27 protein-coding genes are annotated in these 26,078 nt (G+C 73.8%); 3 read left to right on the plus strand and 24 right to left on the minus strand.

Features of this window, described 5'->3' with window-relative positions; all coding sequences use genetic code 11:
• From E1166_RS16875 to E1166_RS16925, 11 genes are all read right to left on the minus strand, one after another.
• A partial coding sequence (locus E1166_RS16875) for a MauE/DoxX family redox-associated membrane protein (RefSeq protein WP_165944362.1) occupies window positions 1-529 on the minus strand: 529 nt, incomplete at its 3' end.
• Window positions 530-961: 432 nt separating this feature from the next.
• Window positions 962-1,423 (minus strand): S26 family signal peptidase, encoded by a 462-nt coding sequence (locus E1166_RS16880; protein WP_243710392.1) that lies wholly within the window; start codon window positions 1,421-1,423, stop codon window positions 962-964.
• Between the two features lie 12 nt (window positions 1,424-1,435).
• On the minus strand, window positions 1,436-3,982 hold the full coding sequence (gene pheT, locus E1166_RS16885) for a phenylalanine--tRNA ligase subunit beta (RefSeq protein ID WP_132340012.1): 2,547 nt from the start codon (window positions 3,980-3,982) through the stop codon (window positions 1,436-1,438).
• A gap of 38 nt (window positions 3,983-4,020) precedes the next feature.
• Window positions 4,021-5,118, minus strand: coding sequence for a phenylalanine--tRNA ligase subunit alpha (gene pheS, locus E1166_RS16890; RefSeq protein WP_132340014.1), 1,098 nt, complete (start codon window positions 5,116-5,118; stop codon window positions 4,021-4,023).
• Window positions 5,119-5,330: 212 nt separating this feature from the next.
• Window positions 5,331-6,170: an RNA methyltransferase gene (locus E1166_RS16895; protein WP_132340016.1), complete on the minus strand. Its 840-nt coding sequence runs from the start codon at window positions 6,168-6,170 to the stop codon at window positions 5,331-5,333.
• 29 nt (window positions 6,171-6,199) lie between these two features.
• Complete coding sequence (rplT, locus tag E1166_RS16900) at window positions 6,200-6,592, minus strand: 50S ribosomal protein L20 (RefSeq protein WP_089008309.1); 393 nt, start codon at window positions 6,590-6,592, stop codon at window positions 6,200-6,202.
• A gap of 32 nt (window positions 6,593-6,624) precedes the next feature.
• Window positions 6,625-6,819, minus strand: coding sequence for a 50S ribosomal protein L35 (gene rpmI, locus E1166_RS16905; RefSeq protein ID WP_132265097.1), 195 nt, complete (start codon window positions 6,817-6,819; stop codon window positions 6,625-6,627).
• Between the two features lie 18 nt (window positions 6,820-6,837).
• Window positions 6,838-7,470, minus strand: a complete 633-nt coding sequence (gene infC / locus E1166_RS16910; protein ID WP_132265095.1) for a translation initiation factor IF-3 — start codon at window positions 7,468-7,470, stop codon at window positions 6,838-6,840.
• 392 nt (window positions 7,471-7,862) lie between these two features.
• Complete coding sequence (locus E1166_RS16915; protein ID WP_207914282.1) at window positions 7,863-8,336, minus strand: PH domain-containing protein; 474 nt, start codon at window positions 8,334-8,336, stop codon at window positions 7,863-7,865.
• 139 nt (window positions 8,337-8,475) lie between these two features.
• Window positions 8,476-9,321 carry an ATP phosphoribosyltransferase gene (hisG, locus tag E1166_RS16920; RefSeq protein WP_132265092.1) on the minus strand — a complete coding sequence of 282 codons (846 nt, stop codon included), beginning with the start codon at window positions 9,319-9,321 and terminating at the stop codon, window positions 8,476-8,478.
• A 46-nt stretch (window positions 9,322-9,367) separates the two neighbouring features.
• Window positions 9,368-9,649: a phosphoribosyl-ATP diphosphatase gene (locus E1166_RS16925; protein ID WP_305792127.1), complete on the minus strand. Its 282-nt coding sequence runs from the start codon at window positions 9,647-9,649 to the stop codon at window positions 9,368-9,370.
• A gap of 229 nt (window positions 9,650-9,878) precedes the next feature.
• On the opposite strand from E1166_RS16925, the gene E1166_RS16930 reads away from it, so the two are divergent.
• Window positions 9,879-10,748 carry an ABC transporter substrate-binding protein gene (locus E1166_RS16930; RefSeq protein ID WP_132340018.1) on the plus strand — a complete coding sequence of 290 codons (870 nt, stop codon included), beginning with the start codon at window positions 9,879-9,881 and terminating at the stop codon, window positions 10,746-10,748.
• A 69-nt stretch (window positions 10,749-10,817) separates the two neighbouring features.
• Here E1166_RS16930 and E1166_RS16935 read toward each other — a convergent pair whose 3' ends face one another.
• The 8 genes from E1166_RS16935 to rpe all read right to left on the minus strand — a co-directional run bounded on the left by E1166_RS16935 (window position 10,818) and on the right by rpe (window position 17,827).
• The gene (locus E1166_RS16935) at window positions 10,818-11,510 is read right to left on the minus strand and encodes an alpha/beta hydrolase (RefSeq protein ID WP_132340020.1); all 693 of its coding nucleotides are present in this window, start codon (window positions 11,508-11,510) and stop codon (window positions 10,818-10,820) included.
• Window positions 11,511-11,681: 171 nt separating this feature from the next.
• Window positions 11,682-12,173, minus strand: coding sequence for a 6,7-dimethyl-8-ribityllumazine synthase (gene ribH, locus E1166_RS16940; protein WP_132265085.1), 492 nt, complete (start codon window positions 12,171-12,173; stop codon window positions 11,682-11,684).
• 2 nt (window positions 12,174-12,175) lie between these two features.
• A complete protein-coding gene (locus E1166_RS16945; protein ID WP_132265083.1) occupies window positions 12,176-13,441 on the minus strand; it encodes a bifunctional 3,4-dihydroxy-2-butanone-4-phosphate synthase/GTP cyclohydrolase II in 1,266 nt (421 codons plus the stop codon).
• The gene (gene pnuC, locus E1166_RS16950; protein ID WP_132265081.1) at window positions 13,438-14,130 is read right to left on the minus strand and encodes a nicotinamide riboside transporter PnuC; all 693 of its coding nucleotides are present in this window, start codon (window positions 14,128-14,130) and stop codon (window positions 13,438-13,440) included. Before pnuC ends, E1166_RS16945 begins: the two co-directional genes overlap by 4 nt.
• A complete protein-coding gene (locus E1166_RS16955) occupies window positions 14,130-14,741 on the minus strand; it encodes a riboflavin synthase (RefSeq protein WP_132340022.1) in 612 nt (203 codons plus the stop codon). Before E1166_RS16955 ends, pnuC begins: the two co-directional genes overlap by 1 nt.
• A 1-nt stretch (window position 14,742) precedes the next feature.
• On the minus strand, window positions 14,743-15,804 hold the full coding sequence (gene ribD, locus E1166_RS16960) for a bifunctional diaminohydroxyphosphoribosylaminopyrimidine deaminase/5-amino-6-(5-phosphoribosylamino)uracil reductase RibD (protein WP_132265077.1): 1,062 nt from the start codon (window positions 15,802-15,804) through the stop codon (window positions 14,743-14,745).
• 381 nt (window positions 15,805-16,185) lie between these two features.
• Window positions 16,186-17,145, minus strand: a complete 960-nt coding sequence (locus E1166_RS16965; RefSeq protein WP_132265075.1) for a response regulator — start codon at window positions 17,143-17,145, stop codon at window positions 16,186-16,188.
• 1 nt (window position 17,146) lies between these two features.
• Window positions 17,147-17,827, minus strand: a complete 681-nt coding sequence (gene rpe / locus E1166_RS16970) for a ribulose-phosphate 3-epimerase (RefSeq protein ID WP_132340024.1) — start codon at window positions 17,825-17,827, stop codon at window positions 17,147-17,149.
• Between the two features lie 259 nt (window positions 17,828-18,086).
• Between rpe and E1166_RS16975 the strand changes: the two genes are divergently transcribed.
• Entirely contained in the window at window positions 18,087-18,971 is an 885-nt protein-coding gene (locus E1166_RS16975) for a septum formation family protein (protein WP_132265071.1), read from the plus strand.
• 94 nt (window positions 18,972-19,065) lie between these two features.
• Complete coding sequence (locus E1166_RS16980; protein ID WP_132340026.1) at window positions 19,066-19,953, plus strand: septum formation family protein; 888 nt, start codon at window positions 19,066-19,068, stop codon at window positions 19,951-19,953.
• Window positions 19,954-19,968: 15 nt separating this feature from the next.
• Here the strand turns inward: E1166_RS16980 and E1166_RS16985 are convergent, their stop codons facing one another.
• From E1166_RS16985 to E1166_RS17005, 5 genes are all read right to left on the minus strand, one after another.
• Complete coding sequence (locus E1166_RS16985; RefSeq protein ID WP_243710390.1) at window positions 19,969-21,552, minus strand: transcription antitermination factor NusB; 1,584 nt, start codon at window positions 21,550-21,552, stop codon at window positions 19,969-19,971.
• Entirely contained in the window at window positions 21,549-22,475 is a 927-nt protein-coding gene (fmt, locus tag E1166_RS16990) for a methionyl-tRNA formyltransferase (protein ID WP_132340032.1), read from the minus strand. The genes E1166_RS16985 and fmt overlap by 4 nt, the downstream gene beginning before the upstream one ends.
• A 5-nt stretch (window positions 22,476-22,480) precedes the next feature.
• Window positions 22,481-23,041: a peptide deformylase gene (def, locus tag E1166_RS16995; RefSeq protein WP_132265067.1), complete on the minus strand. Its 561-nt coding sequence runs from the start codon at window positions 23,039-23,041 to the stop codon at window positions 22,481-22,483.
• A gap of 172 nt (window positions 23,042-23,213) precedes the next feature.
• A complete protein-coding gene (locus E1166_RS17000; protein WP_132340028.1) occupies window positions 23,214-24,197 on the minus strand; it encodes an AAA family ATPase in 984 nt (327 codons plus the stop codon).
• A 244-nt stretch (window positions 24,198-24,441) separates the two neighbouring features.
• Window positions 24,442-26,078 (minus strand): primosome assembly protein PriA (locus tag E1166_RS17005; RefSeq protein ID WP_243710391.1); only part of this gene is annotated, 1,637 nt, incomplete at its 5' end.

A 26,078-nucleotide genomic window follows, 5' to 3' on the forward strand; every position in this document is an offset into this window, starting at 1 on the left:
TGTATAAGAGACAGGTGGGTGCGAAGAGTGCGACGAGATCGTCGAGGCGGACCACCACCGCGGCAAGCGGGACGGCCGCCCCGACGGCGATCAGCATCGCCGGGGTGGACGGCGGCGGACCGGCGGCGGCCCAGCCGAGCAGACCGAGCAGCGCCACCGAGAGCAGGACCAGGTTGCGCGCGACGTGCCGCAGGCCGATCGGGGCGTCACCCGCGCCGAAGCAGCGGCAGGCCGGGCGGACACCACGGCGCAGCGTGCCGACGATCGCGGCGGTGAGCACGCCGAGCAACCCGGCGGCGAGCAGCAGCCCGGCGGGGACGGTGGACGGCACGGCGAGCAGCACGACCACGGCCGCCTCGGTGGCCACCGCGAGCCGGGCGACCGCGGACGCCCACCGGGCCGGCACACCGAACTGGCCGACCGAGCCCACGAACCCGTCGAAGCCCGCCCGGCCACGCAGCTTGCCGACCACGGCGGTGAGGAACACCAGGGCCAGCAACAGCCGCGCGGCCAGCTCCACCGCTCGCATTCGGACCACCTCCTCGGCGCGGGTGGCCCACGCTAGGGGCGGCGAATACATCGCGGATACATCGGCCTACATCGGTGGCGACGTCGGCTGTAGGGCCGGTGTACCGGGCGGCCGTAGCGTCCCGGCAACAACCGGTATCGGAAGGAGGTGAACGAATGTTCCGTCGACTGGAAAGCCTGGGCGAGCGGATGCTCGGCATGTTCGTACCCAGGGTGACGGCCGCGGCCGCCTGTCCGCCGGACCCGTGGTGCGCCGTGTGTGGTACGTGCCACCTGAAGCGGTGCAGCCAGAACGGTGCCTGCAAGACGTTCTGCGGCTCGTGCGGGTACTACTGCAGCGCGGGGGCGAACAGCATGACCGCCCTGTGCTGAAACCAGCACCGGTGTGCCGCACGGCCACGGCCGTGGCCGTGCGGCACACCACCCGGGTCGGTCAGTCGGCGCGCAGCCGGGGCCGGACCACCACACCGAGCAGATCCGACTCGGGGACATAGCCGCACTCGCGGGAGTCGTAGCTGAACGGCGGGTTGTCGCCGAGCACCACCAACTGCCCGGGCGGCACGACCCGCTCCGGGCGTTGCCGCAACAGCGGCACCCGGTCGACGGGCACCGGCTCGCCGGGCACCGCGTACGCCCGCTTGATCAGCAGACCGGGGCCGGTGTCGGTCGGCCGGGTGGGGTGGCCGGCAGTCATCGCCGCCGGGGCCACCACCACGACCACATCGCCCGGGCGGACGCGGGCCAGCGGCACCCGCCGGGCCAGCACCCGGTCACCCGGGCGCAGCGTCGGCTCCATGCTGCGGCCCACGACGGAGACCAGCAGCAGGTGCCGACGGGCCCAGAGCAGGCCGACGGTCGCCGAGGCGAGCACGCCGGCCGCCACCAGCCATCCCATCGTCGACACCGGTCAGGCACCGCGCAGGGTCGCGCCGAACCGCTCCGCCGCCAGGGCGACCGCGGTGTCCCGGGCGGCCAGCGCCTCCTCGACCGTCAGCGTCCGGTCCGCAGCCCGGAAGGTGAGCTTGTACGCCAGCGACCGGCGTCCCGCACCGAGCTGCTCCGAGGCGTACACGTCGAACAGGCGCACCTCCTCCAGCAGTTCACCGGCCCCCTCGACGAGGGTCCGCTGCACCTCCGCGGCGGGCACCGACGCGTCGAGCACCAGCGCCACGTCGATCAGCGCCGGCGGGAAGGTGGAGACGGTCGGCGCGGGTGCCAGCGGGGCCGGCGGCAGCGCGTCGAGGTCCAGTTCCATGGCGCTGGTCCGCTTCGGCAGTTCCAGGGCCGCCACCACCGCCGGGTGCAGTTCGCCGGCGTACCCGACGACCGTGCCGTCGACCAGCAGCGCGGCGCAGCGTCCGGGGTGCCAGGGCGCGTGGTCGGCGGCGCGTACCTCGACCCGCTCGGCCGGGATGTCGGCGGCGGCGAGCACGTCCCGGCCGGCCTGGACGGCGTCCGCCCAGCCGGCGGCGCGGCCCGGACCCCACCAGCCGGCGGGGTCGAGGTCGCCGGTGAGGACGACGGCGACGTGCCGGGGCTGGTGCGGCACCACCGCGTCGGCGGCGGCGAACTCGGCGTCGGTGGGGCGACGGTCGACGCCCATAACCGGCGGGCGCCCGGCCCCGGGGCGCGGGTGGAAGACCGTGCCGATCTCGTAGAGCGCGAGGTCGCGGTGACCACGGCCGAGGTTGCGCCGGAGGATGCCCAGCAGCGGGCCGAGCAGCGTGGTGCGCAGCAGCGGCTCCTCCTCGGACAGCGGGTTGGCCAGCCGCACCGCCCGACGGCGCGGGTCGTCGGCGGGCAGGCCGAGCTGGTCGGCCAGCTCCGGCGAGGTGAACGGGTGGGCGACCACCTCGACGAGGCCACGCTCGGCCAGCGAGCGGGCCACCGCCCGGCGGCGACGCTGCTGCCAGGTCAGGCCGCGCCCGGGCGGCGCGGTGGGCAGCACCGACGGCATCCGGTCGTACCCGTCGAGCCGTACCACCTCCTCGACCAGGTCCGCCGGGTCGGTGAGGTCGGGCCGCCAGGTCGGCGGGGTCACGGTGAGCACGTCGCCGCCGCCGGCGGCCACGCCGACCTCGCCCGGGTCCTCGGCGAGCCGGTCGGGCCCCCGGACGACGGTGCAGCCCACCTGCTCCAGCAGGGCGACCACCCGCTCCGGCGGGTACGTCACCCCGACCCGCCGCGACGGCAGGTCGACCGGCAGGGTGACCGGGGTCATCGGCCGGACGTGGTCGAGGTCGAGGACCGCGGTGCCGGCGGTGCCGCCACCGTGCGCGGTGAGCAGCCCGACGGCACGTTCCAGGGCGACCAGCGGCAGGGCCGGGTCCACGCCCCGCTCCCAGCGCTTCGCGGCCTCGCTGAACAGCCGGTGCCGGCGGGCGGTACGCCCGACCATCACCGGATCCCAGTGGGCGGCCTCGAGGAGCACGTTGGTGGTGCCGTCGACGACCTCGCTGGTCTCGCCGCCCATCACCGCGGCGAGCGAGACGGGCCCGGTGTCGTCGCAGATCACCATGTCCTCGGCGGCGAGGGTACGGGCCACCCCGTCCAGGGTGGTCACCTTCTCCCCCGGCTCGGCCCGGCGCACCACCAGCGGCCCGGTGATCCGGTCGGCGTCGAAGGCGTGCATGGGCTGACCCAGTTCGAGCATCACGTAGTTGGTGATGTCGACCGGCAGCGAGATGCTGCGGATGCCGGCCACGGTGAGCCGGCGCTTCATCCAGCCGGGGGTGGCGGCGCCCGGGTCGACCCCGCGCACCATCCGGGCGGCGAACCGGTCACAGCCGACGGTGTCGCGCACCTCGACCGGGTACGCCGGCTCGGCGGTACCGGCGGCGGCGGGCGCCAGGCCCGGGTCGCGGAACGGCACGCCGAGCGCGTGCGCCAGTTCGCGGGCCAGGCCGCGCACGCTCAGCGCGTACCCCCGGTCCGGGGTGATCTCCACCTCGACCACGACGTCGTCGAGGCCCACCACGGGCCGGGCGTCGTCGCCGGGCTTGGCCGGGGTGTCGGCCGGCAGCACGATGATGCCCGAGTGGTCGTCGCCCAGACCCAGCTCCTTCGCGGAGCAGATCATGCCGTGCGAGTTGCGCCCGTAGGTCTTGCGCGCGCCGATGGCGAAGCCGCCGGGCAGCACCCCGCCGGGGAGAATCACCACCACCTTGTCGCCCTCGGCGAAGTTGCGTGCCCCGCAGACGATCTCCTGCGGTTCGCCGGTGCCGTTGGCGGTGCCCACGTCGACCCGACAGAACCGGATCGGCTTCTTGAAGCCGGTCAGTTCCTCGATCTCCAGCACCTCGCCGACCACCAACCGGCCGGTGACGGTGCCGGCCAGGTCCTCGATGGACTCGACCTCGATGCCGAGGTCGACCAGGGCCTGCTCCAGATCGTCGGCGGGCAGGTCGGCGGGGAGGTCGACGTACTCCCGCAGCCAACTGACAGAAACTCGCATCTCAGACCACCGTTCCCGTGACTCGTACCCGCATCGCCCTACGCACCGACCCCGAACGCGCGGGTGAACCGCACGTCGCCCTCGGCCATGTCCCGCATGTCGCTGACCCCGTGCCGGAACATCACCGTCCGGTCGATGCCCATGCCGAACGCGAACCCGGAGTAGACCTCCGGGTCGATGCCGCAGGCACGCAGCACCCGGGGGTTGACCATGCCGCAGCCGCCCCACTCGACCCAGCGTGGGCCGTCCCGATGCTCGGGGAACCAGACGTCGAACTCGGCCGACGGCTCGGTGAACGGGAAGTAGTGCGGCCGGAAGCGGGTCTTCGCCCCTTCACCGAACATCGCCCGAGCGAAGTGGTCGAGGGTGCCGCGCAGGTGGGCCATGGTGATGCCCTTGTCCACCACCAGGCCCTCGACCTGGTGGAACACCGGCGCGTGGGTGGCGTCCAGTTCGTCGGTGCGGTAGACCCGGCCCGGCACGATCACGTAGATGGGGGGCTTGCGGGTCAGCATGGTGCGCGCCTGCACCGGCGAGGTGTGGGTACGCAGCACCAGCCCCGAACCCGCCGGTCCGCCCGGATCCGCAGAGCCGTCGGCAGGTGCGATGTGGAAGGTGTCCATCAGCCCGCGCGCCGGGTGGTCGGCGGGGATGTTCAACGCGTCGAAGTTGGTCCACTCCAGCTCGACCTCGGGGCCCTCGGCGACCTCGTAGCCCATCCCGACGAACAGGTCGCTGATCTGCTCCATCAGCGTGCTCAGCGGGTGTCGGGCACCGCGGGGTCGCCGATCGTACGGCAGGGTCACGTCGATTCGCTCCTCGACCAGCACCCGGGCGGCCTGCTCGCGCTCCAGGATCTCGGCGCGGGCGGCGTACGCGGACTCGATGGCCCGGCGGGCCTCGTTGACCCGCTTGCCCGCGTCGGCCTTCGCCGCCGGCGGCAACGCGCCGATCTCCCGGCGGGCCAGCGACACCGGCGCCCGGTCGCCCAGGTGCGCGGGGCGCAGCGCGGTCAACGCGTCGGGGTCGGCGGCGGCGGCGAACGCCTTCTCGGCGTCGGCGACGGCCTCGGCCAGGGCGGCCGGATCCAGCAGGGCGACCTGCTTCGGGTCGTACGGATCGTTGCGGTAGCTCATGGGTACGGGCACTCCCTCACGGCGGCGCCGGCCCTCACGGGCGGCTAGGCGAGTCTACGGACGCGCGGCTGTGCCGCAGCCCGCCGGTGGGAGTTGCGCAGGGGGAAGGGTCAGGCCCGCCGCCCGCCGACACCGGCGGGCTGGCTAAACGAACGCCGTGGCGCGTTCACCATGCGGACGACTCCCCTGTGCTGTCTGAGCGCGTGACACCGTCAGCGCAGTGCTCTGGCTGAAGCGTACAGGCAGACGGCGGCGGCCGCAGCCAGGTTCAGGCTCTCGGCACGCCCGTGCAGCGGCACCCGCACCCGGGCGTCGGCGGCGGCGGTCAGCGCCTCGGGCAGGCCGTGCGCCTCCGAGCCGAACAGCCACGCGGTGGGGGCGGCGAGCCGCCCGTGGTCGATGAGATCGTCGAGGTCGCTGTCGCCGTACCCCGTCGTGGCGAGCACGGTGAGCCCGGCGGCCCGGAGCGCTTCGATCACCGCGGCCGGGTCGGCGACGCGGACCACGTCGACGTGGAAGAGGCTGCCGGCGGAGGCGCGCACGCACTTGCCGTTGTACGGGTCGACGGCGTCACCGGCGAAGACCACCGCGCCGGCGCCGGCGGCGTCGGCGGTGCGCAGCACCGTGCCGGCGTTGCCCGGGTCGCGGATCTCGGCCAGCACCGCGACCAGGCGCGGCCCGCGGGCGAGGGCGTCCGCCAGGGGTACGTCCAGGTGCCGGCAGACGGCGACCAGCCCCTGTGGGGCGACGGTCTCGGCGAGCGCGGCGAGGGCCTCGTCGGTGACCTCGGAGACGGGCACGTCCTGCCGGGCGGCCAGCGCGGCGAGGTCGGCGTACCGGTCGAGGGCGGCGGGGGTGCCGAACATCTCGACGGTCGTGCCGGCCCGGGCCAGGGCCTCACGGACCGCCTGCGGCCCCTCGGCCAGGAACCGGCCGGTGGCGTCGCGGTCGCGGCGGCGGTGCAGCCGCCGGGCCGCGGCCACCCTGGGGGTACGCGGGGTGAACGGACCGGGGACAGCGTCGAGGCGCCTCCCGCGCGCTGGTGACTGCATGGGAGACGCCTCGATCTGCCGTGGGTGGGTCAGGCGGCCTGGGCCGCGGCGCCACCGGTGCCCTCGGCCGCCACCGCGGCCCGGGCCAGCTCGACGATCGCGGCGAACGCCGCGGCGTCGTTCACGGCCATGTCGGCCAGGATCTTGCGGTCGACCTCGATGCCGGCCAAGCGCAGGCCCTGGATCAGCCGGTTGTAGGTCAGGCCGTTCGCCCGGGCGCCGGCGTTGATCCGCTGGATCCAGAGCTGCCGGAAGTCGCCCTTGCGGTCGCGGCGGTCCCGGTAGGCGTACTGCATCGAGTGCAGCACCTGCTCCTTGGCCTTGCGGTACAGCCGGGAGCGCTGACCGCGGTAGCCGCTCGCGGTCTCCAGCAGGGTACGGCGCTTCTTCTGGGCGTTCACAGCCCGCTTGACGCGTGCCATCTCAACTCCTTCTTCGGTTCAGGTGGCGCGCGTCAGCGGCCGAGCAGCTTCTTGATTCGCTTGACGTCGGCCTTGACCAACTCGACCGTGCCGGTCAGCCGGCGGGTCCGGGTGGAGGCTTTCTTCTCCAGGTTGTGGCGGAGGCCGGCCTGCTGGGCGACGATCTTGCCCTTGCCGGTCACCTTGACCCGCTTGCCCATACCCGTGTGGCTCTTCATCTTCGGCATGTGGAACGTCTCTTCCTGTTACTGACCGCTGGTCTCAACGGTCGTGCCGGTGTCACCGGCTGCTGCGGTCTCGCCGGCCTCCGGGGCCGCGGAACCGTCCGCGGCTCGTTCCCGGGGCCCGCCCCGGGACGCCGTCGCGGCGGCCGCGGCGGCCTTCGTGGCGCGGTGCGGCGCGAGCACCATGATCATGTTGCGACCGTCCTGCTTCGGCGCGGCCTCGACGTACCCCAGATCCGAGATCTCGGACTCGAGCCGGCGCAGGAGCCGGTACCCCAGCTCCGGGCGGCTCTGCTCCCGACCGCGGAACATGATCGTCACCTTGACCTTGTCACCGGCCTTGAGGAACCGCACCACGTGACCCTTCTTGGTCTCGTAGTCGTGCGGGTCGATCTTCGGCCGGAGCTTCATCTCCTTGATGACGGTCTGCTGCTGGTTACGCCGCGCTTCGCGCGCCTTCAGTGCGCTCTCGTACTTGAACTTGCCGAAGTCCATGAGCTTGCACACCGGCGGGCGCGCCATCGGCGCAACCTCGACCAGGTCCAGGTCGACGTCCGCGGCCAGCTGCAGGGCGCGCTCCAGCGGGACGATGCCCACCTGCTCACCCTCAGGGCCGACCAGTCGGACCTCACGTGCCCGGATCTGTTCGTTCACGCGTGGTTCGACGCTGATGGGGCCTCCTCGAGTCGGTTCTCCTGCATGGCCGACCCCGCGGACCCCGGGTGGGGCCGCCCGGAAAGCAGAAGGCCCCGGCACAATGCCAGGGCCCACTCGACCGGTCGGCACGATCACATGATCGCGCATCCGGCACCGGGACGCGCCCGGAACCGGTGACCGGACCCGGCCACCTACGGTGGGCGACTCGGGTGGGAGCAGGCGCTCCGCTTCAGGACCGCCCGCACGCCGAGGCGGGGGCAGTCTGGTCGACTCGGCAACACTACACCCTCACCCCAGCCCGCCCCAAACCCGGGGCCCCAGGTCAGCGGCGGGTGTGACCGGACCGCAGCGAACCCCGACCCTCGGCGGACGGGACCGGCGAGGGACGGTCAGCGGGCGGAGGCGCCACCGGACAGGGTCGCCAGGTGGGCCTGGTGCAGGCGGCGCAGGGCGCGGACGCCCTCGACCGCGGTCTCCTTGTCGGCGGCCTGGAGGGCGACCATCGGCAGCAGGTCGTCGTCGTGCAACTCCAGGCTGGCCCAGGGCGCACCACGGTCGAACCGGACGCCGCGGACGACCTCCCACGGCAGCTCGTACGACCCGACCACGTTACGGACCCGTACGCCACGCGCGTCCGCCTCCACCCGGGGACGGGTGAACAGCAGGATGGCCAGCGCGCCGAGCACACCGAGGCCCACCATGGCGAACTGGTCACCGCGCTGGAACGTGCCGTAGCCGTTGCCGGTGGCGCCGGTCAGCGAGGTGGCCACCGCGGTGAAGACCACCAGCAGCACGACCGCCGAAACCCAGCAGACCACCCGGATGCGACGGGGCTTCAGGCGGACCAGCTCCGAATCACTCACCCCACCAGTCTGCCATCCGCCGCCACCCGGAGTCCGGCGCCCGCACCGTCGCTGCCCGGCGTGATCCGTCGACCCTGGCCGTGATCCCTCGACCTGGACGGCCCGCCCGGGCCGGCGAAGCGCGGCCCGACCAGGGTCCTCAGAGTCGGCAGGCGTGGATGTTGGTGACCAGGATGGCGCGGGCGCCCAGCTCGTACAGCTCGTCCATGATCCGGTGCACGTCGTCGCGGAGCACCATCGCCTGCACCGCGACCCAGCCTTCCCGGTGCAGCGGGGAGACCGTCGGCGACTCGATCCCCGGGGTCAACGAACTGGCCCGGTCGAGCAGGCCGGCCGGCACGTCGTAGGCGAGCATGACGTAGCGGCGGGCCACCAGTACGCCGTGCAGCCGGCGCAGCAGCTGGGCGGACTGCGGGTGCGCCGGCGCGTCGGTGCGCCGGACCAGCACCGCCGAGGACCGCAGCAGCGGTTCACCGAAGACCACCAGGCCCGCCTGGCGCAGCGTGGTGCCGGTCTCCACCACGTCGGCGACCACGTCGGCGACGCCGAGCCGGATGGCGTTCTCCACCGCCCCGTCCAGCCGGATCACGTCGGCCTTGACGCCCAGTTCGACCAGGTGCCGCTCGACCAGCCCCGGGTACGCGGTGGCGATCCGGTGCCCGCCCAACTCCCGTACGTCGTCGACGTCCCCGGGCCGGGCGGCGAACCGGACGGTGGCCCGGCCGAAGTCGAGGTCCACCACCTCCTCCGCCGGGGCACCGGAGTCGATCAGCAGGTCACGGCCGGTGATACCGACGTCCAGATCGCCGGAGCCGACGTAGGTGGCGATGTCCTTGGGACGCAGGTAGAAGAACTCGATGTCGTTGGGCTCGTCCCGGCAGACGAGGTCCTTGGGGTCGATGCGCTGACGGTAGCCCGCCTCGCGCAGCATCTGGGCGGCCTTCTCGGCCAGGGCGCCCTTGTTCGGTACGGCGACACGCAGCATGACGGAGTGCTCCTTCGATCGAGGTCTGACCAACGACGGGGCGCACTCACAGATGTCGGTAGACGTCCTTGAGTTCGAGGCCACTGGCGAGCATCAGCACCTGGACCTGGTAGAGAAGCTGGGAGATCTCCTCGGCGGTACGCTCCGGCCCCTCGTGCTCGGCGGCCATCCACGACTCGGCCGCCTCCTCGACGACCTTCTTGCCGACGAAGTGCACCCCCTTGGACAGGGCGGCGACGGTGCCCGAGCCCGGGGTGCCGGCAGCGGCCTTGGCCTGCAGCTCGGCGAACAACTCCTCGAACGTCTTCACGGTAGGCGATTCTTCCAGTCACCCGCTGACGCCGCTCTCCGGGTCCCGGCCGGGTCGCTTTCCGTACCCTCGCTGGTTTTCTGTCCGGTTCCCCCGCCCGAGGCACGACCCAGGGCGCACTCGCGGCGGCACCACCGGCGTCGGGGGGCATCGGCGCGGCGTCGCCGGCAACAAATCGACATCGATCGTACGGTTGAGAACCGCTACACCCTGCCGGACATCGGTCGTCTTCTCTAGGCTGTCCGCCATGGCACGCAGCAGCTCCCGGCTTCTCACGCTCACCGCCGTCGTCGTCCTCGTCACGGCGGTCGGCTGCACGCCTACGCCTGGGAGGAGCCCCGGGACTCCCACCGGCCCGGACAGCACCGCCTGCACGAAGGCGGGCCTGCGTACCCGCACGCCCGGCACGCTCACCATCGCCACCGGCGAGCCGGCGCACGAACCGTGGTTCCGGCAGAACAAACCGGAAAACGGCGAGGGTTTCGAGTCCGCCGTCGCGTACGCGGTGGCGACCCAGCTCGGGTACGCCAGCACGGAGGTCACCTGGACCCGGGTGAAACCCGACGCCGCCGTGGCCTCCGGCCCGAAGAGCTTCGACTTCGCCATCGGCCAGTTCACCCTGACCGAGGAGCGCAAGCAGGCGGTCGACCTCTCCGCGCCCTACTACCTGGTGCGCCAGGCCGTGATCGCGCGGAAGTCGTCGAAGATCGCCGGGAGGAAGGCCCTGGCCGAGCTGACCGACGCCAAGCTCGGCGCCCTGGCCAACAGCACCAGCCACCAGGCCATCACCCAACTCATCAAGCCCGGGCCGAAGCCGCAGGCTTACCGCGGCAACGACGAGGCCATGGCCGCCCTGCGCAACGGTCAGATCGACGGCCTGGTGGTGGACCTGCCGACCGCCTTCCGCGTCACCTCGGCCAAGACCACCGACGTCGCCATCGTCGGTCAACTACCGCAGGTGGGCGCACCGGAGACGTTCGGGCTGCTGCTCGACAAGGACTCCCCGCTGTCCGGGTGCGTCAACGAGGCGATCAGCAAGCTCCGCGAGGCCGGCACACTGACCGAACTGGAGCAGCAGTGGCTCGGCCGGTCGGCGGGCGCGGCCGAACTCGGCTGAGGCGCCTCGCCGCCCGGGCGTGCCACGGCGACGGCCTCTACCAGCGCCGCCGGGCGGCGCGCGGGTCGCTCAGTCGGCGTCGGCGTCGGCGAGGAACTCCCGCACCACGGCATGGAACTCGTCGGGACGGGTGGCGTGGACCGCGTGTCCCGCGTCGATGGTGACCAGGCGGGCGCCGGGAATCCGTCCGGCGACGGCGGCGACGCGGTCCTGGGGTAGGTGACTGGCGGGGCCGCCGGCGACCACCAGGGTCGGGGCGGTAATCGCCGCCATACGCTCCCACCACACCGGGTCGGGATCGTTGAGCTGCCCCACCACCGCCTCCCGGGCGGCCCAGTCGTAGTCGAGCGGGCCGGTGGGACGGGGCGGCAGCCGGAGCCCCACCGGCACCGGAGGCGGGGGCTCCGCCAGCACCAGCGCCGCAACCCGGTCGGGGTGAGCCTGGGCCAGCAGGTAGGCCACGACCGCACCGACGGAGTGGCCGATCAGGGTCACCCGGGCCAGGCCGAGCACGTCGAGCAGTGCCCGGACATCGCCGCACATCAACTCCAGCGAGTACGCCCCGGGCCGGTCGGTTCCACCGAACCCGCGCAGGTCGGGCGCACACAGGTGAGCCTGATCACCGAGGGCGACGGCCAGACCGGCCCAGGTCTGCCCGGCCACGGAACCGCCGTGCAGGGCCACCACGGGCCGGGCGTCGGGTGGACCCCAGCTCCGGTACGCCATCCGCAGCCCCGGCAGTCGCGCGTACCTGACCTCCATGATGGGCAGTCAACCATGCGAACGCCCGACAGCCGCGCCGGGCGGGTCGTCCTGATCCGCGGCAGACGGCGGTCTCCCTCTCCGTGGACACCCCGGTCCGCCGCAGACGAAGTCGATCAAGTCCGAAGGGCGGTAGGGCCGCAGGCGACGCGGGGTGAGCGGGCAGGGCGGTCAGAAGCCGACCCGGTGGCCGGTCTCGGCGACCGCCCGGATGGCCAGGGCGGCATCGAGAGCGGCCACGGTGGCCGACCAGCCCTTGTCCTCCGCCGAGCCGGGCAACCCGGCCCGGTCCCGGGCCTGCGCGATGGTGTCGACGGTGAGCACGCCGTGCGCCACCGGCTTGCCCTCGTCCAACGCCACCCGGGTCAGCCCCTCGGTCACCGACTTGCAGACGTAGTCGAAGTGCGCGGTGGCCCCGCGCACCACCACGCCGAGGGCGACCACCACGTCGCAGCGGCGGGCCAGAGCCTGCGCCACCACCGGCAGCTCCACCGAACCGGCGACCCGGGCCACCACCGCCCGGGCCCCGCACGCCTCGGCCGCCGCGACCGCCCGGTCGAGCATGTGGTCGGTCAGCTCGCCGTGCCAGCGCGCCGCCACCACCCCGACGGTCATGCCGGCGGCGTCCACCGCGCTCACCCCGGGCTCGCCGAAACCCGCCATGTCTACGCTCCGATCTCGTCGCCGGCGACCGGACGGCCCATCGGGGCCTCGGTCACCTCGTCCAGTTCGTCCAGCAGGTGACCCATCCGGTCCCGCTTCGTACGCAGGTAACGCACGTTCTCCGGGTGCGGCCGGACCGGCAACCCCGTACGGCCGGTGATCCGCAGCCCGTACCCCTCCAGCCCGGCCCGCTTGGCCGGGTTGTTGGTGAGCAACCGCATCGACCGTACGCCCAGGTCGTAGAGGATCTGCGCGCCGGTGCCGTAGTCCCGGGCGTCAGCCGGCAGCCCCAGGTCCAGGTTCGCGTCGACCGTGTCGCGGCCCTGGTCCTGGAGCTGGTACGCCTGAAGCTTGTGCAGCAGGCCGATCCCGCGCCCCTCGTGCCCGCGCACGTACAGCACCACCCCACGCCCCTCCCGGGCGACCCGGGCCAGGGCGGCCTGCAACTGCGGCCCGCAGTCGCAGCGCAGCGAGCCGAACACGTCCCCGGTCAGGCACTCCGAGTGCACCCGGACCAACACGTCCTCCCCGTCACCAAGCTCGCCGTAGACCATCGCGACGTGCTCGGCCGGGTCGTGCTCGGCGCGGTAGCCCAGCGCCCGGAACACCCCGTACGGGGTGGGCATCCGCGCGTCGGCGACCTGCTCGACCTGCTTCTCGTGCCGCCGCCGGTAGGCCACCAGGTCGGCGATGGTGACCAGGGACAGCGAGTGCTCGGCGCAGAACTTCTCCAGATCCGGCAGACGCATCATGGTGCCGTCGTCGTTGACCAGTTCGCAGAGCACACCGGCCGGGCGCAGCCCGGCCAGCCGGGTCAGGTCGACGGCCGCCTCGGTGTGCCCCGCACGGCGCAGCACGCCACCCTCGCGGGCCCGCAGCGGCACCACGTGGCCGGGGCGGGCCAGGTCGGTCGGACCGGTCGCCGGGTCGGCGAGCAGCCGGATGGTGTGCGACCGGTCGGCGGCGGAGATGCCGGTGGTCACCCCCTCCCGGGCGTCCACGGTCACGGTGTAGGCGGTGCCCCGCCGGTCCTGGTTGGTGTGGTGCATCGGCGGCAGGTCAAGCCGGTCGCACTCGCTCTCGGTCAGCGGCACGCAGATGTAGCCGGAGGTCCACCGGACCATGAACGCGACCAGTTCCGGCGTCGCCAGTTCCGCGGCGAAGATCAGATCGCCCTCGTTCTCCCGGTCCTCGTCGTCGACCACGACGACGGGCCGGCCGGCGGCGATGTCCGCCACCGCCTGGGCGATGCTCGCGAAGCTGCTCATGCCACGGCCTCCGAGTAGGTGGGCGGGATCGGTCGGGCGATTCTGGTGGCCCGGGAGCTGCGCCACCAGGCGAGCAGGCCGGCGACGCACAGCGCGCCGTAGACGAGGTACATGGCGGCCGACGGGTAGAAACCACCGCGCAGCAGCAGCGGCACCCCGACCGCGTCCACGGCGATCCAGACCAGCCAGAAGTCCACCCAGCCCCGGGCCATGCCGTAGGTGGCGAGCAGGCTGCCGGTGAGGATCCAGGCGTCCGGCAGCGGACCCCAGGAGCCCAGCGCGGCGAGCACCGGATATGCCACGGCGGTGCCGAGCACGGCGGCCACCAGCAGGCCCAGCCGTTCCCGCCCGGTCGCCCAGCGGGGGGTCACCGCCGGCTGCTCCCCACCGCCGGCCCGCCGGTTGCGCGCCCAGCGCCACCAGCCGTACAGGCTGACCGCGAAGAAGAACACCTGGCGGCCGGCCTGGCCGTACAGGTCGTGGGCCTGCGGGGTGGCGAAGGCACCGCCGAGGAAGACGGTGAACAGCAGCGCGTTGCCGACCATGCCGACCGGCCAGGCCCAGACCAGCCGGCGCAGCCCGAACAGGGCGGAGACGAGACCGAAGACGTTGCCGACGATCTCCCGGACCAGCACCGGGGAACCGGCGATCTGGACCTGGGCGTCGAGCAGCCAGCCGAGCGGACCCATCAGGACCCACCACCCGGCAGTCGGTCACCGAGCAGCCGCTCGACGTACTTGGCGAGCACGTCCACCTCCAGGTTCACCGGATCGCCGACGGCCCGGTCGCCGAGGGTGGTCAGTTTGAGGGTGGTCGGGATGAGCCCGACGGCGAACCAGTCCGGCCCGACGGCCGCCACGGTGAGCGACACCCCGTCGACGGTGATCGAGCCCTTCTCCACCACGTACCGGGACAGCGCGGCGGGGAGCCGGAACCGCAGGGTCTCCCACTTCGCGGCCGGCTCCCGGGAGAGCAGCTCGCCGACCCCGTCGACGTGGCCCTGCACGAGGTGCCCGCCGAGCCGGCTGTTCAGCGCGGCGGCCCGTTCCAGGTTGACCGGGTCGCCCGGGCGCAACGCGCCGAGCGCGGAGCGGCGCAGGGTCTCCCCCATCACGTCGGCGGTGAAGACCGCGTCGTCGACGTCGACGACGGTCAGACAGACTCCGTTGACCGCGATGGAGTCGCCGTGCCGGGCGTCCGAGGTGACCAGCGGGCCGCGGATGGCGACCAGGGCGGAGTCACCCCCGGTGTCGGTGACGCGGACGACCTCGCCGCGCTCCTCGACGATGCCGGTGAACATGTCAGGCCTCCCTCTTCCGGGGCAGCGCGGTGATCCGCAGGTCGGGGCCGACCTGCGTGACGTCGGTGATGTCCAGGTCGACGGCGTCGGCGATGGTCGACACGCCGGCGTCGGCCAGCGCGGTCGGGCCGGCGCCGAGCAGCTTCGGTGCCACGTACCCGATGACCTTGTCGACCAGCCCGGCGGCGAGGAACGCGCCGGCCAGCCGCGGCCCGCCCTCCAGCAGCGCGGCGCGCACGCCGCGGTGGTGCAGCTCCGCCAACAGCACCGGCAGGTCCACCCGGCCGTCCGGGCCGGTGCCGACCTCCGCGCCGGTGGCGATCCAGGTCTGGGCGGCGCCGTCGCGCACCCGGGCCTCCGCCGGGGTACGCCCCGAGCTGTCCACCACCACCCGCAGCGGCTGCCGGATGGCCAGGGTGCCGTCGCGCAGGTTACGGGCGGTGAGCCGGGGGTCGTCGGCGAGCACGGTTCCCACCCCGACGATGACGGCGTCGACCGTGCCGCGCAGCGCATGCACGTCGATCCGGGCCGCCTCGGACGTGATCCACATGCTGGTGCCGTCGTCGGCGGCGGACCGGCCGTCGAGGGTGGCGGCGTACTTCCAGATCACGTACGGCCAGCCCCGGCGCATCGAGGTCAGCCAGGCGACGTTGCCGGCCTCGGCCTCGGCGGCGCACAGCCCCACGTCCACCTGCACCCCGGCGGCGCGCAGGGTGGCGGCACCACCGGCGGCGACCGGGTTGGGGTCGGGCACGGCGATCACCACCCGGGCGACACCCGCCTGGATCAGCGCGAGACTGCACGGACCGGTACGGCCGGTGTGGTCGCAGGGTTCGAGGGTGACCACGGCGGTGCCGCCACGGGCGCGCCGACCGGCCTGGGCGAGCGCGACGATCTCGGCGTGCGGCCCGCCCGCGTACGCGTGGAATCCCTCTCCGACGACCGTGCCGTCCGGATCGAGCAGGACACAGCCGACGACCGGGTTGGGGCTGGTGGTGCCGAGGCCACGGGCGGCCAGCGCGACGGCACGACGCATCGCTTCGTCGACGGAGACGCCGGCCATGGCCTCTGCCCTCTCACTCGCCGGTCGGCGCGCTGGGCGGTCGACGGGAGGAGCCGCGGGCAGGCGGCGGCGGACCTGGGGACGGCACAGCCGGCCCCGGGGAGCCCACGCGGGAGAATCAGCCCACGCAGGCCCGCCCCGTCCCGCGCGCTGTCTCCCATCCGGACTGTCTGGTGGCGCAACGATCTCGCCGCCAACCGTCGGCCCCGGATTCTCACCAGGTCCACCGGGCGGCCTGAGCCGTCCGGGTCGCGGGCTTACCACGGTCGGGCCGTGGATCACCGCCGGTTCGGAATTTCACCGAGCCCCGCCAGCGCGTGGTGGGTACCCGGAAAGTCTTACACGTCGGGGTGGGGGGTGCGCCACTCCCGGCGTGCTACCTCACACGCCGTCGGCCCGTCGGCGGTCCACCGCCACGTACGAGCCGGGCTGGCTCTTGGCAACGGTCTTCATCTCCGAGGCGACCGCGATCGCGGCGAGCGGATCGGTGAAGCGCTTGCGCGAGTCGGACAGCGACACGCCGATCGAGAGGGTCACCAGGTGGGCCTTGCGGATGTTGCCGCGACGGTCCTTGAGTTCCACGTAGCCGCGCTCGGCGTCGGCGGGGTCGTAGAGCTTGTCGGCGGCCCGTTCGAAGTCCACCACCGCCCGGGAGGTGAGCGGCCGGACCTGCTCCGGTGTGCAGACGATGACGAAGTCGTCGCCACCGACGTGGCCGAGGAAGGCCGGTGGCAGCCCGATCGAGACCACCGCCCGGTGCAGGCTGCGGGCCAGCGCGGAGATGAACTCGTCGCCGCGGACGAAACCGTACCGGTCGTTGACGCTCTTGAACCGGTCGATGTCGATGTAGCCGACCGCGTAGTCGACGCCGCTGCGTACCCGGTCGCTGATCTCCCGGCGGATCCGGCTGTTGCCGGGCAACCCGGTCAGTGGGGAGACCTCACGGAACTCCTTGTTGCGGCGCAACGTGGAGCTGACCCGGGCCACCAGTTCGGCGGTGTCGAAGGGCTTGACCAGGTAGTCGTCGGCGCCCGCGCTGAGCCCGTGCACCTTGTCCACGGTCATTCCCTTGGCGGTCAACATGATCACCGGCAGGGCCGAGGTCATCGGGTCGGCCCGCAGCCGTCGGGTGAGTTCCAGACCGTCGATGCGCGGCATCATCAGGTCCACCACCGCCAGGTCCGGTCGGTGCCGCTCGATCATCTCCAGTGCCTCCTGACCGTCGGAGGCGTGCAGCACGTCGAACCCGTGCAGGCGCAGGTTGAACTCGACGAAGCGGGCGATGTCGGCGTCGTCGTCGACGACCAGGATGACGTCGGGTCGGTCGCCGGCCGGGTCCACGTCAGGCCCCGGCGACGGCGCGCTCCGCCAGGCCGCGCAGCCGGCGCACCGCCTCGGCCGGGTCGTCGGCGCCGTAGACGGCGGTGCCGGCGACGAAGGCGTCGGCACCGGCCACCGCCGCCTGCTCGATGGTGTCGGCGGCGATACCGCCGTCGACCTCGATACGCAACTCGAGGTGGCCGCTGGCCACGTGCCGGCGGGCGGTGCGGACCTTCTCCAGCAGTTGCGGGACGAACCGCTGCCCGCCGAAACCGGCCTTGATCGTCATGATCAGCAGGGTGTCGAAGCTCGGCAGCAGATCCAGGTACGGCTCGATCGGGGTGTCCCGGTCGATGGCCAGTCCCGCCTTGGCGCCGGCCGAACGCAGGTCCTTGGCGAGCGCGACCGGGTCATCGCAGGCCTCGGCGTGGAAGGTGACGTTGTAGGCGCCGGCGTCGGCGTAACCGGGTGCCCAGCGACGCGGATCGGTGATCATGAGGTGCACGTCGAACGGGATCCGGGTGGCCGCCCGCAGGCTCTGCACCACCGGCAGCCCGATGGTCAGGTTCGGTACGAAGTGGTTGTCCATCACGTCGACGTGCAGCCAGTCCGCGGCTCCCTCGACAGCACGGACTTCTTCGGCCAGGCGGGCGAAATCGGCAGCGAGGATGCTGGGCGCGACGATCGGCGGCGGTACGGTCACCTGGCCAGTGTACGAACGCGCCCCGCCATCCCCGGCAGGGCACCTCGTACAGACACACTGAGTGACACAGAGATGACGATCGGTGCGAAATGGGGCCTCTGTCTGGCAAGAACCACACGAAGGGTCACCGGGCACTGGCCGATTGGCGGAAACGCGGGAAAAATCCAACAGGGACGGTCACATATGCTGCACGCCCGACGACGGGGCGACGCCGGGCGGGTGGCGGAGACCGACCGTCATCTCCCGGGAAGGGCGGACGATGCGACGGTGGCTGGTGGCGCTGGTCCTGGCCGGCGCGGCGCTGACGATGAGCGGCTGCTTCGAGCAGCACCGGGCCGACGGTGACCTGGCCGACGACTGGCCCGTACTGCCCGCACCGCAGTTGTTCGTGCCCGCCACGGACGCCTGTCTGCCCCGCATAACACCGGTGGTGCAGGCCAGCACCTACGACACGGTGGACTGTTCCCGCAGCCACCTGGCCGAGGCGATCCATGTCGGCTCCTTCTCCGGCGCCGCCGCCCGTGGGCCACGGCCCGAACCGGGCTCGGCGGCGTTGCGTCCCGCCCGGGCCGAATGCGACCAGCGGGCCCGGGAGGTGCTCGGCGGCGACTGGCACTCGGCGCGACTCACCCTGAACATCGCACTGCCCTCGACGACGGCATGGAACAGCGGCGCACGGTGGTTCCGCTGCGACCTGAGCGAGACCGACAGCATCGACAACACCCGGCCGGTCAACCGAACCGGCAGCCTGCGCGGCGCGATGATCGGCGACAACCCGCTGTCGCACCGTTGCTTCGACCCGAAGCTGATCGGCAAGAACCTCAACTACATGGCGCCGGTGCTCTGCTCCGAACCGCACCGGGCCGAGTTCGTCGGCGTCTACGTCGAGAAGGACATGACCTGGGAGCAGTTCACCAAGGCCAACCAGCAGGTGCACCGGCGCTGCATGGCGCTGATCGCCAGCTTCGCCGACGTGCCGAACAACGCCGAACTGCCGTACCGGGCCGGATCGATCTTCTACCCCCCGTCGCAGCGGGAGTGGCAGGAGGGCGACCGGGGCATCCGCTGTTTCCTGTGGAGCGATGACCGGAAACTGACCCGCTCGATGCGCGGCGCCGGGCCGGAGGGGTTGCCGGCCATCTAAACCCGGCTGCCGTATGCTCCGGCCCCAGGACGGCGTCGCCGGCCGGCGGGGTGCCGCGGCGTCGCCGGCCGGGCGCGGCGGAGGAGCGGTGGCGATGCGACGGTGGACGGCGGTCGCCCCGGGCGCGGTGGCGGCCCTCGCGCTGGCCGCCTGCGGCGCCCCGGCCGGGCTGGACGCCGACCTCACCGACGACTGGCCGGCGCTCGCCGCCCCGCGGCCCTTCGTCCCGGCTGCCGGGGTGTGCCACCCCGGCGTACCGGACGTCGGTCACCTCGGCGGTTACCAGCCCGTCGACTGCGCCCTGGCGCACCGGGCCGAAACCCTCCACGTCGGCACCCTGACCGGAGCGCACGCGGCCGGGACGACCCCGCCGTTGGGCGGCAGCGCCGCGACGCGTACCGCCCATGCCGAATGCGGCCGGGAGGTCCACCGCGCCCTCGGCGCGGACTGGCGTTCCGGCCGGCTCAGCCTCACCGTCGTCCTCCCCTCCCCCCGCGCCTGGACCGGCGGGGCCCGCTGGTTCCGCTGCGACGTCAGCGAGGTCAAGAGCATCGACGATCCGGGGGTCGTCGTCCGGACCGGCAGCCTGCGTGGGGCGCTGACCGGGGCCGCCGCGCTCCGGTTGGGCTGCTTCGAGCCCCGGATGGCCGGCACCGACGTCAGCGCGATGACCCCGGTGCCGTGCACCGCCCGCCACCACGTCGAGTTCGTCGGCGTCTGGCAGGCCACCGGCCTCAGCTACGCCCGGCTCCACCGGGGCGACGACCGGGTCCACCGGGGCTGCCGCAGCCTGCTGGCCCGCCACACCGGGGTCCCGGACGACGGCGACCTGCCGTTCCGCGCCGGCTCGATCTTCTACCACCCCACGGAACGGGAGTGGCGGGACGGCGACCGGGGCGTGCGGTGTTTCCTGTGGGTCGACGACCGTCCCCTGACCCGCTCGCTACGCGACGCCGGCCCGCGCGCCCTGCCGGTCCGCTGAGCCGAACCGCGCCGGTCACACCCGCCGCAGTACCGCGAGGAACATCGCGTCCGTGCCGTGCCGGTGCGGCCAGAGCTGCACCGTCGGGCCGTCACCCAGCCCTGGCATGCCGGCGGGCAGCAGCCGGCGGGCGTCGACGAAGTCCGCCGGCACCTCGGACCGCCGGGCCGCCTCGGTCACCGTCACGTGCGTCTCCACCACGTGCGGTGAGCACGTCACGTAGGCGACCAGACCGCCGGGACGCACCGCGCGCAGCGCGGCGGCGAGCAGTTCCCGCTGCAGCCGGGTCAACGGCGGCAGGTCCGAGGGCTGACGCCGCCACCGGGACTCGGGCCGGCGGCGCAGCGAACCCAGCCCGGTGCAGGGTGCGTCCACCAGGACACGGTCGAAGTGCCCCTCCGGCAGCTTCGGGTCCGCGCCGACAGTGCGGCCGTCGGTGTGCAGCACGGTCACCGGCAGCCCTCGGGTGGCCTGCGCGACCAGCCGGGCCCGGTGCTCGGATACCTCCACCGCGGTCAGCCGGCCACCGCGCTGCGCGGCGAGCGCACCGAGCAGACCCGACTTGCCGCCCGGGCCGGCGCACAGGTCGAGCCAGCGTCCGTCCGGGCCGTCCAGCGGGGCGGTCGCCAGGGCGTGCGCCACCAACTGCGAGCCCTCGTCCTGCACGTGCGCGCGCCCCTCGGTCACCGCCGGCAGGTCGCCCGGCGCCCCGCCGGAGAGATAGACGGCGTACGGGGAGAAGGCGCCGGGGGCGCCACCCACCGCGTCGGCCAACTCCACCGGGTCGGCCAGGCCGGGCCGGGCACACAGGTGCACCGGGGGTCGCTCGTTGTCCTCGATCAGCAGCCGGGTGGTCTCCCCCAGGTCACCGCCGAGCGCCTCGGCGAACGCCCGCACGATCCACTGGGGATGGCTGTACGCCAGCGCAAGGTGCCCGATGGGGTCGGTGTCCATGGGCGGGGCGAGCTTCGCCACCCAGGCGTCGGCGTCGCGGCCGGCCACCTCGCGCAGCACCGCGTTGGCGAAACCGGTGGCCCCCGCGGCGACCACCCGGACCAGGTCGACGGTCGAGGAGACCGCCGCGTGCGCCGGCACCCGGGTGTGCAGGAGCTGGTACGCCCCGAGCCGCAGGGCGTCGCGTACCGGCGGGTCGATCCGGGCGACGTCCCGCCCGGCCGCGTCGGTGAGGATCGCGTCCAGGGTGCCGGTGTGGCGCAGCGTGCCGTAGGTCAGCTCGGTGGCGAACGCGGCGTCCCGGCCGGTCAGGCCCTGCTCCCGCAGGATCGCCGGGAGCACCAGATTGGCGTACGCGTCGTCCCGGTGCACGGCCTCGACGGCCTGGTAGGCCACGTACCGGGGCAGGTCGACGGCCGGGCGGACGGGACGGCCACCGCGCCGGTCGAAGCCGGCCCGGCCGCCACCGGACCGGTCGCCGCGGAAACCGCCGCCGGCCGGACGGTCGCCGCGCGCGGCGTCGGGACGGCGGGGCGCGGACCGGTCGTACCGGTCGCCACGGGGGGCCTCGCCGCGGCCGGCGGACCGCTCCTCGCGAGGGCTGTCGGAGCGGAAGCTGTCGGGACGATCCGAGGGGGCGGTCACGCGAACACCTCGCCGGCGCTGACCCGGGCGCCCCGCGCCCAGTCGCTCGCCGACATGGCCTTCTTCCCCGCCTCCCGGACCTCGCCGAGCCGCACCGGCATCGTCGCGGTGCCGACCAGCACCCGGGACTTCTCCGCCAGCAGTTCGCCCGGCTTCAGCTCGGGGCCGTTCGCCACCGGGGTGACCGGACCGAGCTTGACCCGCTCGTCCCGGAAGGTCGTCCACGGGCCGGGAGCCGGCGTACAGGCACGGATGCGTCGGTCCACCGCGAAGGCCGGGTCGGTCCAGCGGACCCGGGCGTCCTCCACGGTGAGCTTCGGGGCCAGGGAAACCCCGTCGACCGGCTGCGGCTCGGCCCGCGCCGTCCCCGCCTCGATCGCGTCGAGAACGGCCACCAGCAGGCCGGCACCGGAGTGGGCCAGCCGCTCCAGCAGGTCGCCGGAGGTGTCGGTGGGCCGGATCTCGTCGGTCAGCGTGCCGTACACCGGGCCGGTGTCCAGCCCCTGCTCCAGCTGGAAGACGCTGGCGCCGGTCAGCTCGTCGCCGTGCAGCACGGCGTGCTGCACGGGAGCCGCGCCGCGCCAGGCCGGCAGCAGGGAGAAGTGCAGGTTGATCCAGCCGTGCCGGGGAATCTCCAGGGCCACCGGGGGCACCAGCGCGCCGTACGCGACCACCGGCACGCAGTCCGGCGCGAGTTCGCGCAACCGGTCGAGGAACTCCGGCTCCCGGGGCCGGGCGGGGGTGAGCACCTCGACGCCGTGCTCGTCGGCCCAGGCCCCGACAGGGGAACGGACCAGCCCGCGACCACGACCGGCCGGGGCGTCGGGGCGGGTCACCACGGCCAGCAGCTCGTGCCCGGAGGCGTGCACGGCGGCCAGGGCGGGGACGGCGACGGCCGGGGTGCCGGCGAAGACCAGACGCAACCGGCTCACCGCCCCAGACCGAACGGGTTGCCGGCGGCGTGCGGGCTCAGCTTGACCGTGGGCGGGGCGGCCGGGTCGTACCATTCCGCCTGGCGGATCGCCTTCATCGCCGCCTTGCGCCCGGCCGGGTCCAGTCGGTCGACGAAGAGCACCCCGTCGAGGTGGTCGGTCTCGTGCTGGATGCAGCGGGCCATCAGGCCGGTGCCGACGATCTGCATCGGATCGCCGTAACCGTTGAAGCCCTTCGCGACGACGTTCTGCCGACGCTTGGTGTCGAAGTAGAGCCCGGGAATGGACAGGCAGCCCTCGGGGCCGTCCTGCTCCTCGGAGTCCGGGAACTCCAGCACGGGGTTGACCAGGTGACCGAGGACGTCGTCCACGTCGAAGGTGAACACCCGCAGACCCACGCCGAGTTGCGGCGCGGCCAGACCGGCGCCGCTCTGCTCACGCATCGTGTCGGTCAGGTCGGCGATGAGCTTGCGCAGCTCGACGTCGAAGTCGACGACCGGATCGGCCGGCGTGCGCAGCACCGGATCCCCGAACAGACGGATGGGCTGGACGGTCACGCGGTGTGGCTCCTTCGATCGGACGGACGGTGCCGTACCAGTCTACGGAGTGCCGGTGGCCGGCTCGGCCGGCGTGCCGCCCGCCGGGGCGGCGGCCCGCGTGTCGAAGGTCACCGGCAGGGTCCGGTGACCACGCAGGTGAGTCGCGTCTCTCCCGGTGGCCCGGCCGCGTTCAGGCGCCGGAGCCCGGATCCCCGGCCAGGACCGCGTCGCCGTTGAGCAGGGCGTGTTCGGGCAACGGCAGGGTGACGCCGTGCGCGGCCGCCCAGTCGTGGATGGTGGACGGGCGGGCGTGGGCGGCGAAGTACTCCACCGCGCTCATCCCGCCGATCACCGGTTCCTCCACCTCCGCGACCAGTTGCGCGGGCACCAGGTGGAAGCCGTTCTGCAACGCGGCGCTGAGCCGGCGGTGGCCGTCGACGACGAAGAAGTACTCGCCGGTGTAGCCGATCCGCAGCGGCTCCAGCGCCTCGTCGCCGGCCTCGGCCACCTCGCCGACGAACTCCGAGTCCCACAGCCCGCGCAGGGTGGCGATGTCCTCGGTCGGGTAGACCCGGGCCGGATCCAGCAGCAGCAGCGGCGGCGCGTCGCGCAGCACGTCGGCGCCGAGGCGCCCCTCGTACGCGTCGACGATGTGCGTGATCACCTCGTCGGCGCTGGCCCGGGTGCTGTCGCAGACGACGTCGTAGTTGCGCAGCCGGGCCTTGTCCACGCCGTAGCGGACGATGAAGCGGTTGCGCTCGCTTTCGCTGCGCTCCTTGAGCTTGGCTTTGGCCTCCTCCAGCGAGGCGTAGCTCTCGGCCGGACCGGACGGGCGCAGCAGCACCCGCCGGGCGGCCTCGCCCGGCTCGGTGATCATGTGCACCTTGAGCGCGTCGGTGAAGAAGTGCCAGGCCAGCCGGGAGTCCATGATCAGCGCCTCGCCGGAGGCGGCGATGTCCCGCTGGAGCTGGTCGACGTAGCCGTCGACGGCCTGGTCCAGCTCGGCGTGCAGGTTCAGCTGGAGGGCGGTCATCTGCCGCTCCTGCGCCATCTGGCGGTAGAGGTCGCCGACACTGACCCGGCGCATCCCCAGCCGGCGGGCGATCTCGACGGAGACGGTGCTCTTGCCGCTGCCGAGGTCACCGTTGAAGACGATCGATTTACGAACGGTCACGACTGGTCCACCCCTGATCACCGGCTGATTGACATCATCGATCGGGCGTCGGAACGACGCTTCCGCCATCATCGCGCCATGCGCGCGCCCGGGCATGACGGGCGATGCTATCACGCGCCCGCCAGCGGCCTGCCTCACGCGCTGTGCGACGGTGACGCACCGCGACGACGGGTCGCCCCGCCGCGCGTACGCCGTCGGCGATCAGGACGTCCACCGTCCGCCCCGGCGGCCGGCGCTGCCGGGCTCAGAACAGGCTCAGCGGGTCGACCTGGAGGCGGACCGGGTCGGCGGCCTTGCGGGCGCTGCGCACCCCGGCCGCCGTGCGCAACGCCTCGGCCAGGGCGGCGCCCCGTGACCGGGGTACCCGGACCAGCATCCGCTCCCGGTCCTCGTCGGCCGGGACCGGGCCGAGCACCTCGGCGTCGTCGGGCAGCGGGGCCGCGGCGAGCAGGTCGGCCACCGCGGCGGCGGAACCGGTGACGCTGGCCATCCGCGTCGCCGGGGGGAAGGCCAGCTCGCGGCGCTCGGCCAGCTCCCGGGCGGCGAACCAGGCCGGATCCCAGCGCAGCAGCGCCTGCACCGGGGCGAGCGCGCCATCGGCGACAACCACCACCCGTCCTCCGGCGGGGGCGGGTCGGGCCAGCGCCGCGGCGGCCAGCCAGCGGCGCAGCGTCTCCTCCCCGGCGCGCAGGTCGGCCCGGGTGAGCAGGGCCCAGGAGTCGAGCAGCAGCACCGCGCCGTAGCCGCCCTCGGCGACCGGCTCGGCACCCGGCGTGGCGATGACCAGCGCGGCGCCGGCCGGTACGGTGCGCAGCACCTCATCCCGGCCGGAGGTGCGCACCGGCACGTCTGGGAAGGCCCGTCCGAGCTCCTCGGCGGTGCGGCGGGCACCGGTGACCGCGGCGCGCAGCCGCCGCCCGCCGCACTCCGGGCAGGCGTACGCGGCGGCGATCCGGCCGCACCAGCGGCAGGCGGGCGCGCCGTCGGCCGACGGCAGGGCGAGCGGGCCGGCACAGTGGGGACAGCGGGCGGGGGTGCGGCACTCGGCGCAGGAGACCGAGGGCAGGTAGCCACGGCGGGGCACCTGGACCAGCACGGGGGCGTCGGCGCGCAGGGTGTCCCGGGCGGTGGTCCAGGCCAGGCTGGGCAGCCGGGCGGTGACCGCTCCCGGGTCGCGGGCCAGCTGCGGGTCGTCGCCGGTCGGCGCGATGGCCGGGGTACGCGCCCGCACGGTCGCCCGGTCGGCGACCACCTCGCGGGCCCAACCGGTCTCCACCAGCAGTTGCGCCTCGGCGGTACGGGTGAACCCGCCGACCAGCGCGGCGACCCCGGCGAGCTGGGCCCGGGTCAGCAGCACCTCCCGGGCGTGCGGGTACGGCGCCCGGGGTTCGGCGTGCAGGTCGTCGCCGTCGTCCCAGATCGCCACCAGTCCGAGCCGGTCCACCGGGGCGAACATCGCCGCCCGGGTGCCGACCACCACCGGCACGTCGCCGCGCCGGGCGGCGAGGTACGCCCGGTAGCGGCGGGCCGGTCCCAGGGCGGCGGAGAGGCAGGCGTGCCGCCCCCGACCGAGGGCCGTGGTGAGGGCGGCGTCGAGCCGCTCCAGGTCCCCGGCATCGGCGACCACGACGACGGCGCCCCGTCCGCCGGCGACGGTGGCGGCGACCGCGTCGGCGTACCGGGCCGCCCAGTCCTCGCCGGCCAGCGCCGACCAGACCGCGCGGGGGGCCCGGCCGTCGGTGAGCGCCCGCAGGAACGCGGGACCGGCCGGATAGTCCCGCCACCCGCGCGGGTCGACCGGCGGGGCGGAGCCGGCGACGGGCCGGGCGGCGGGGGGCTCGTCCGCCGCTGCCGTGCTCGACGCGGCGTCGGCGGGGGCAG

This window comes from Micromonospora sp. KC213 (assembly GCF_004348325.1).
Taxonomy (GTDB): Bacteria; Actinomycetota; Actinomycetes; order Mycobacteriales; family Micromonosporaceae; genus Micromonospora.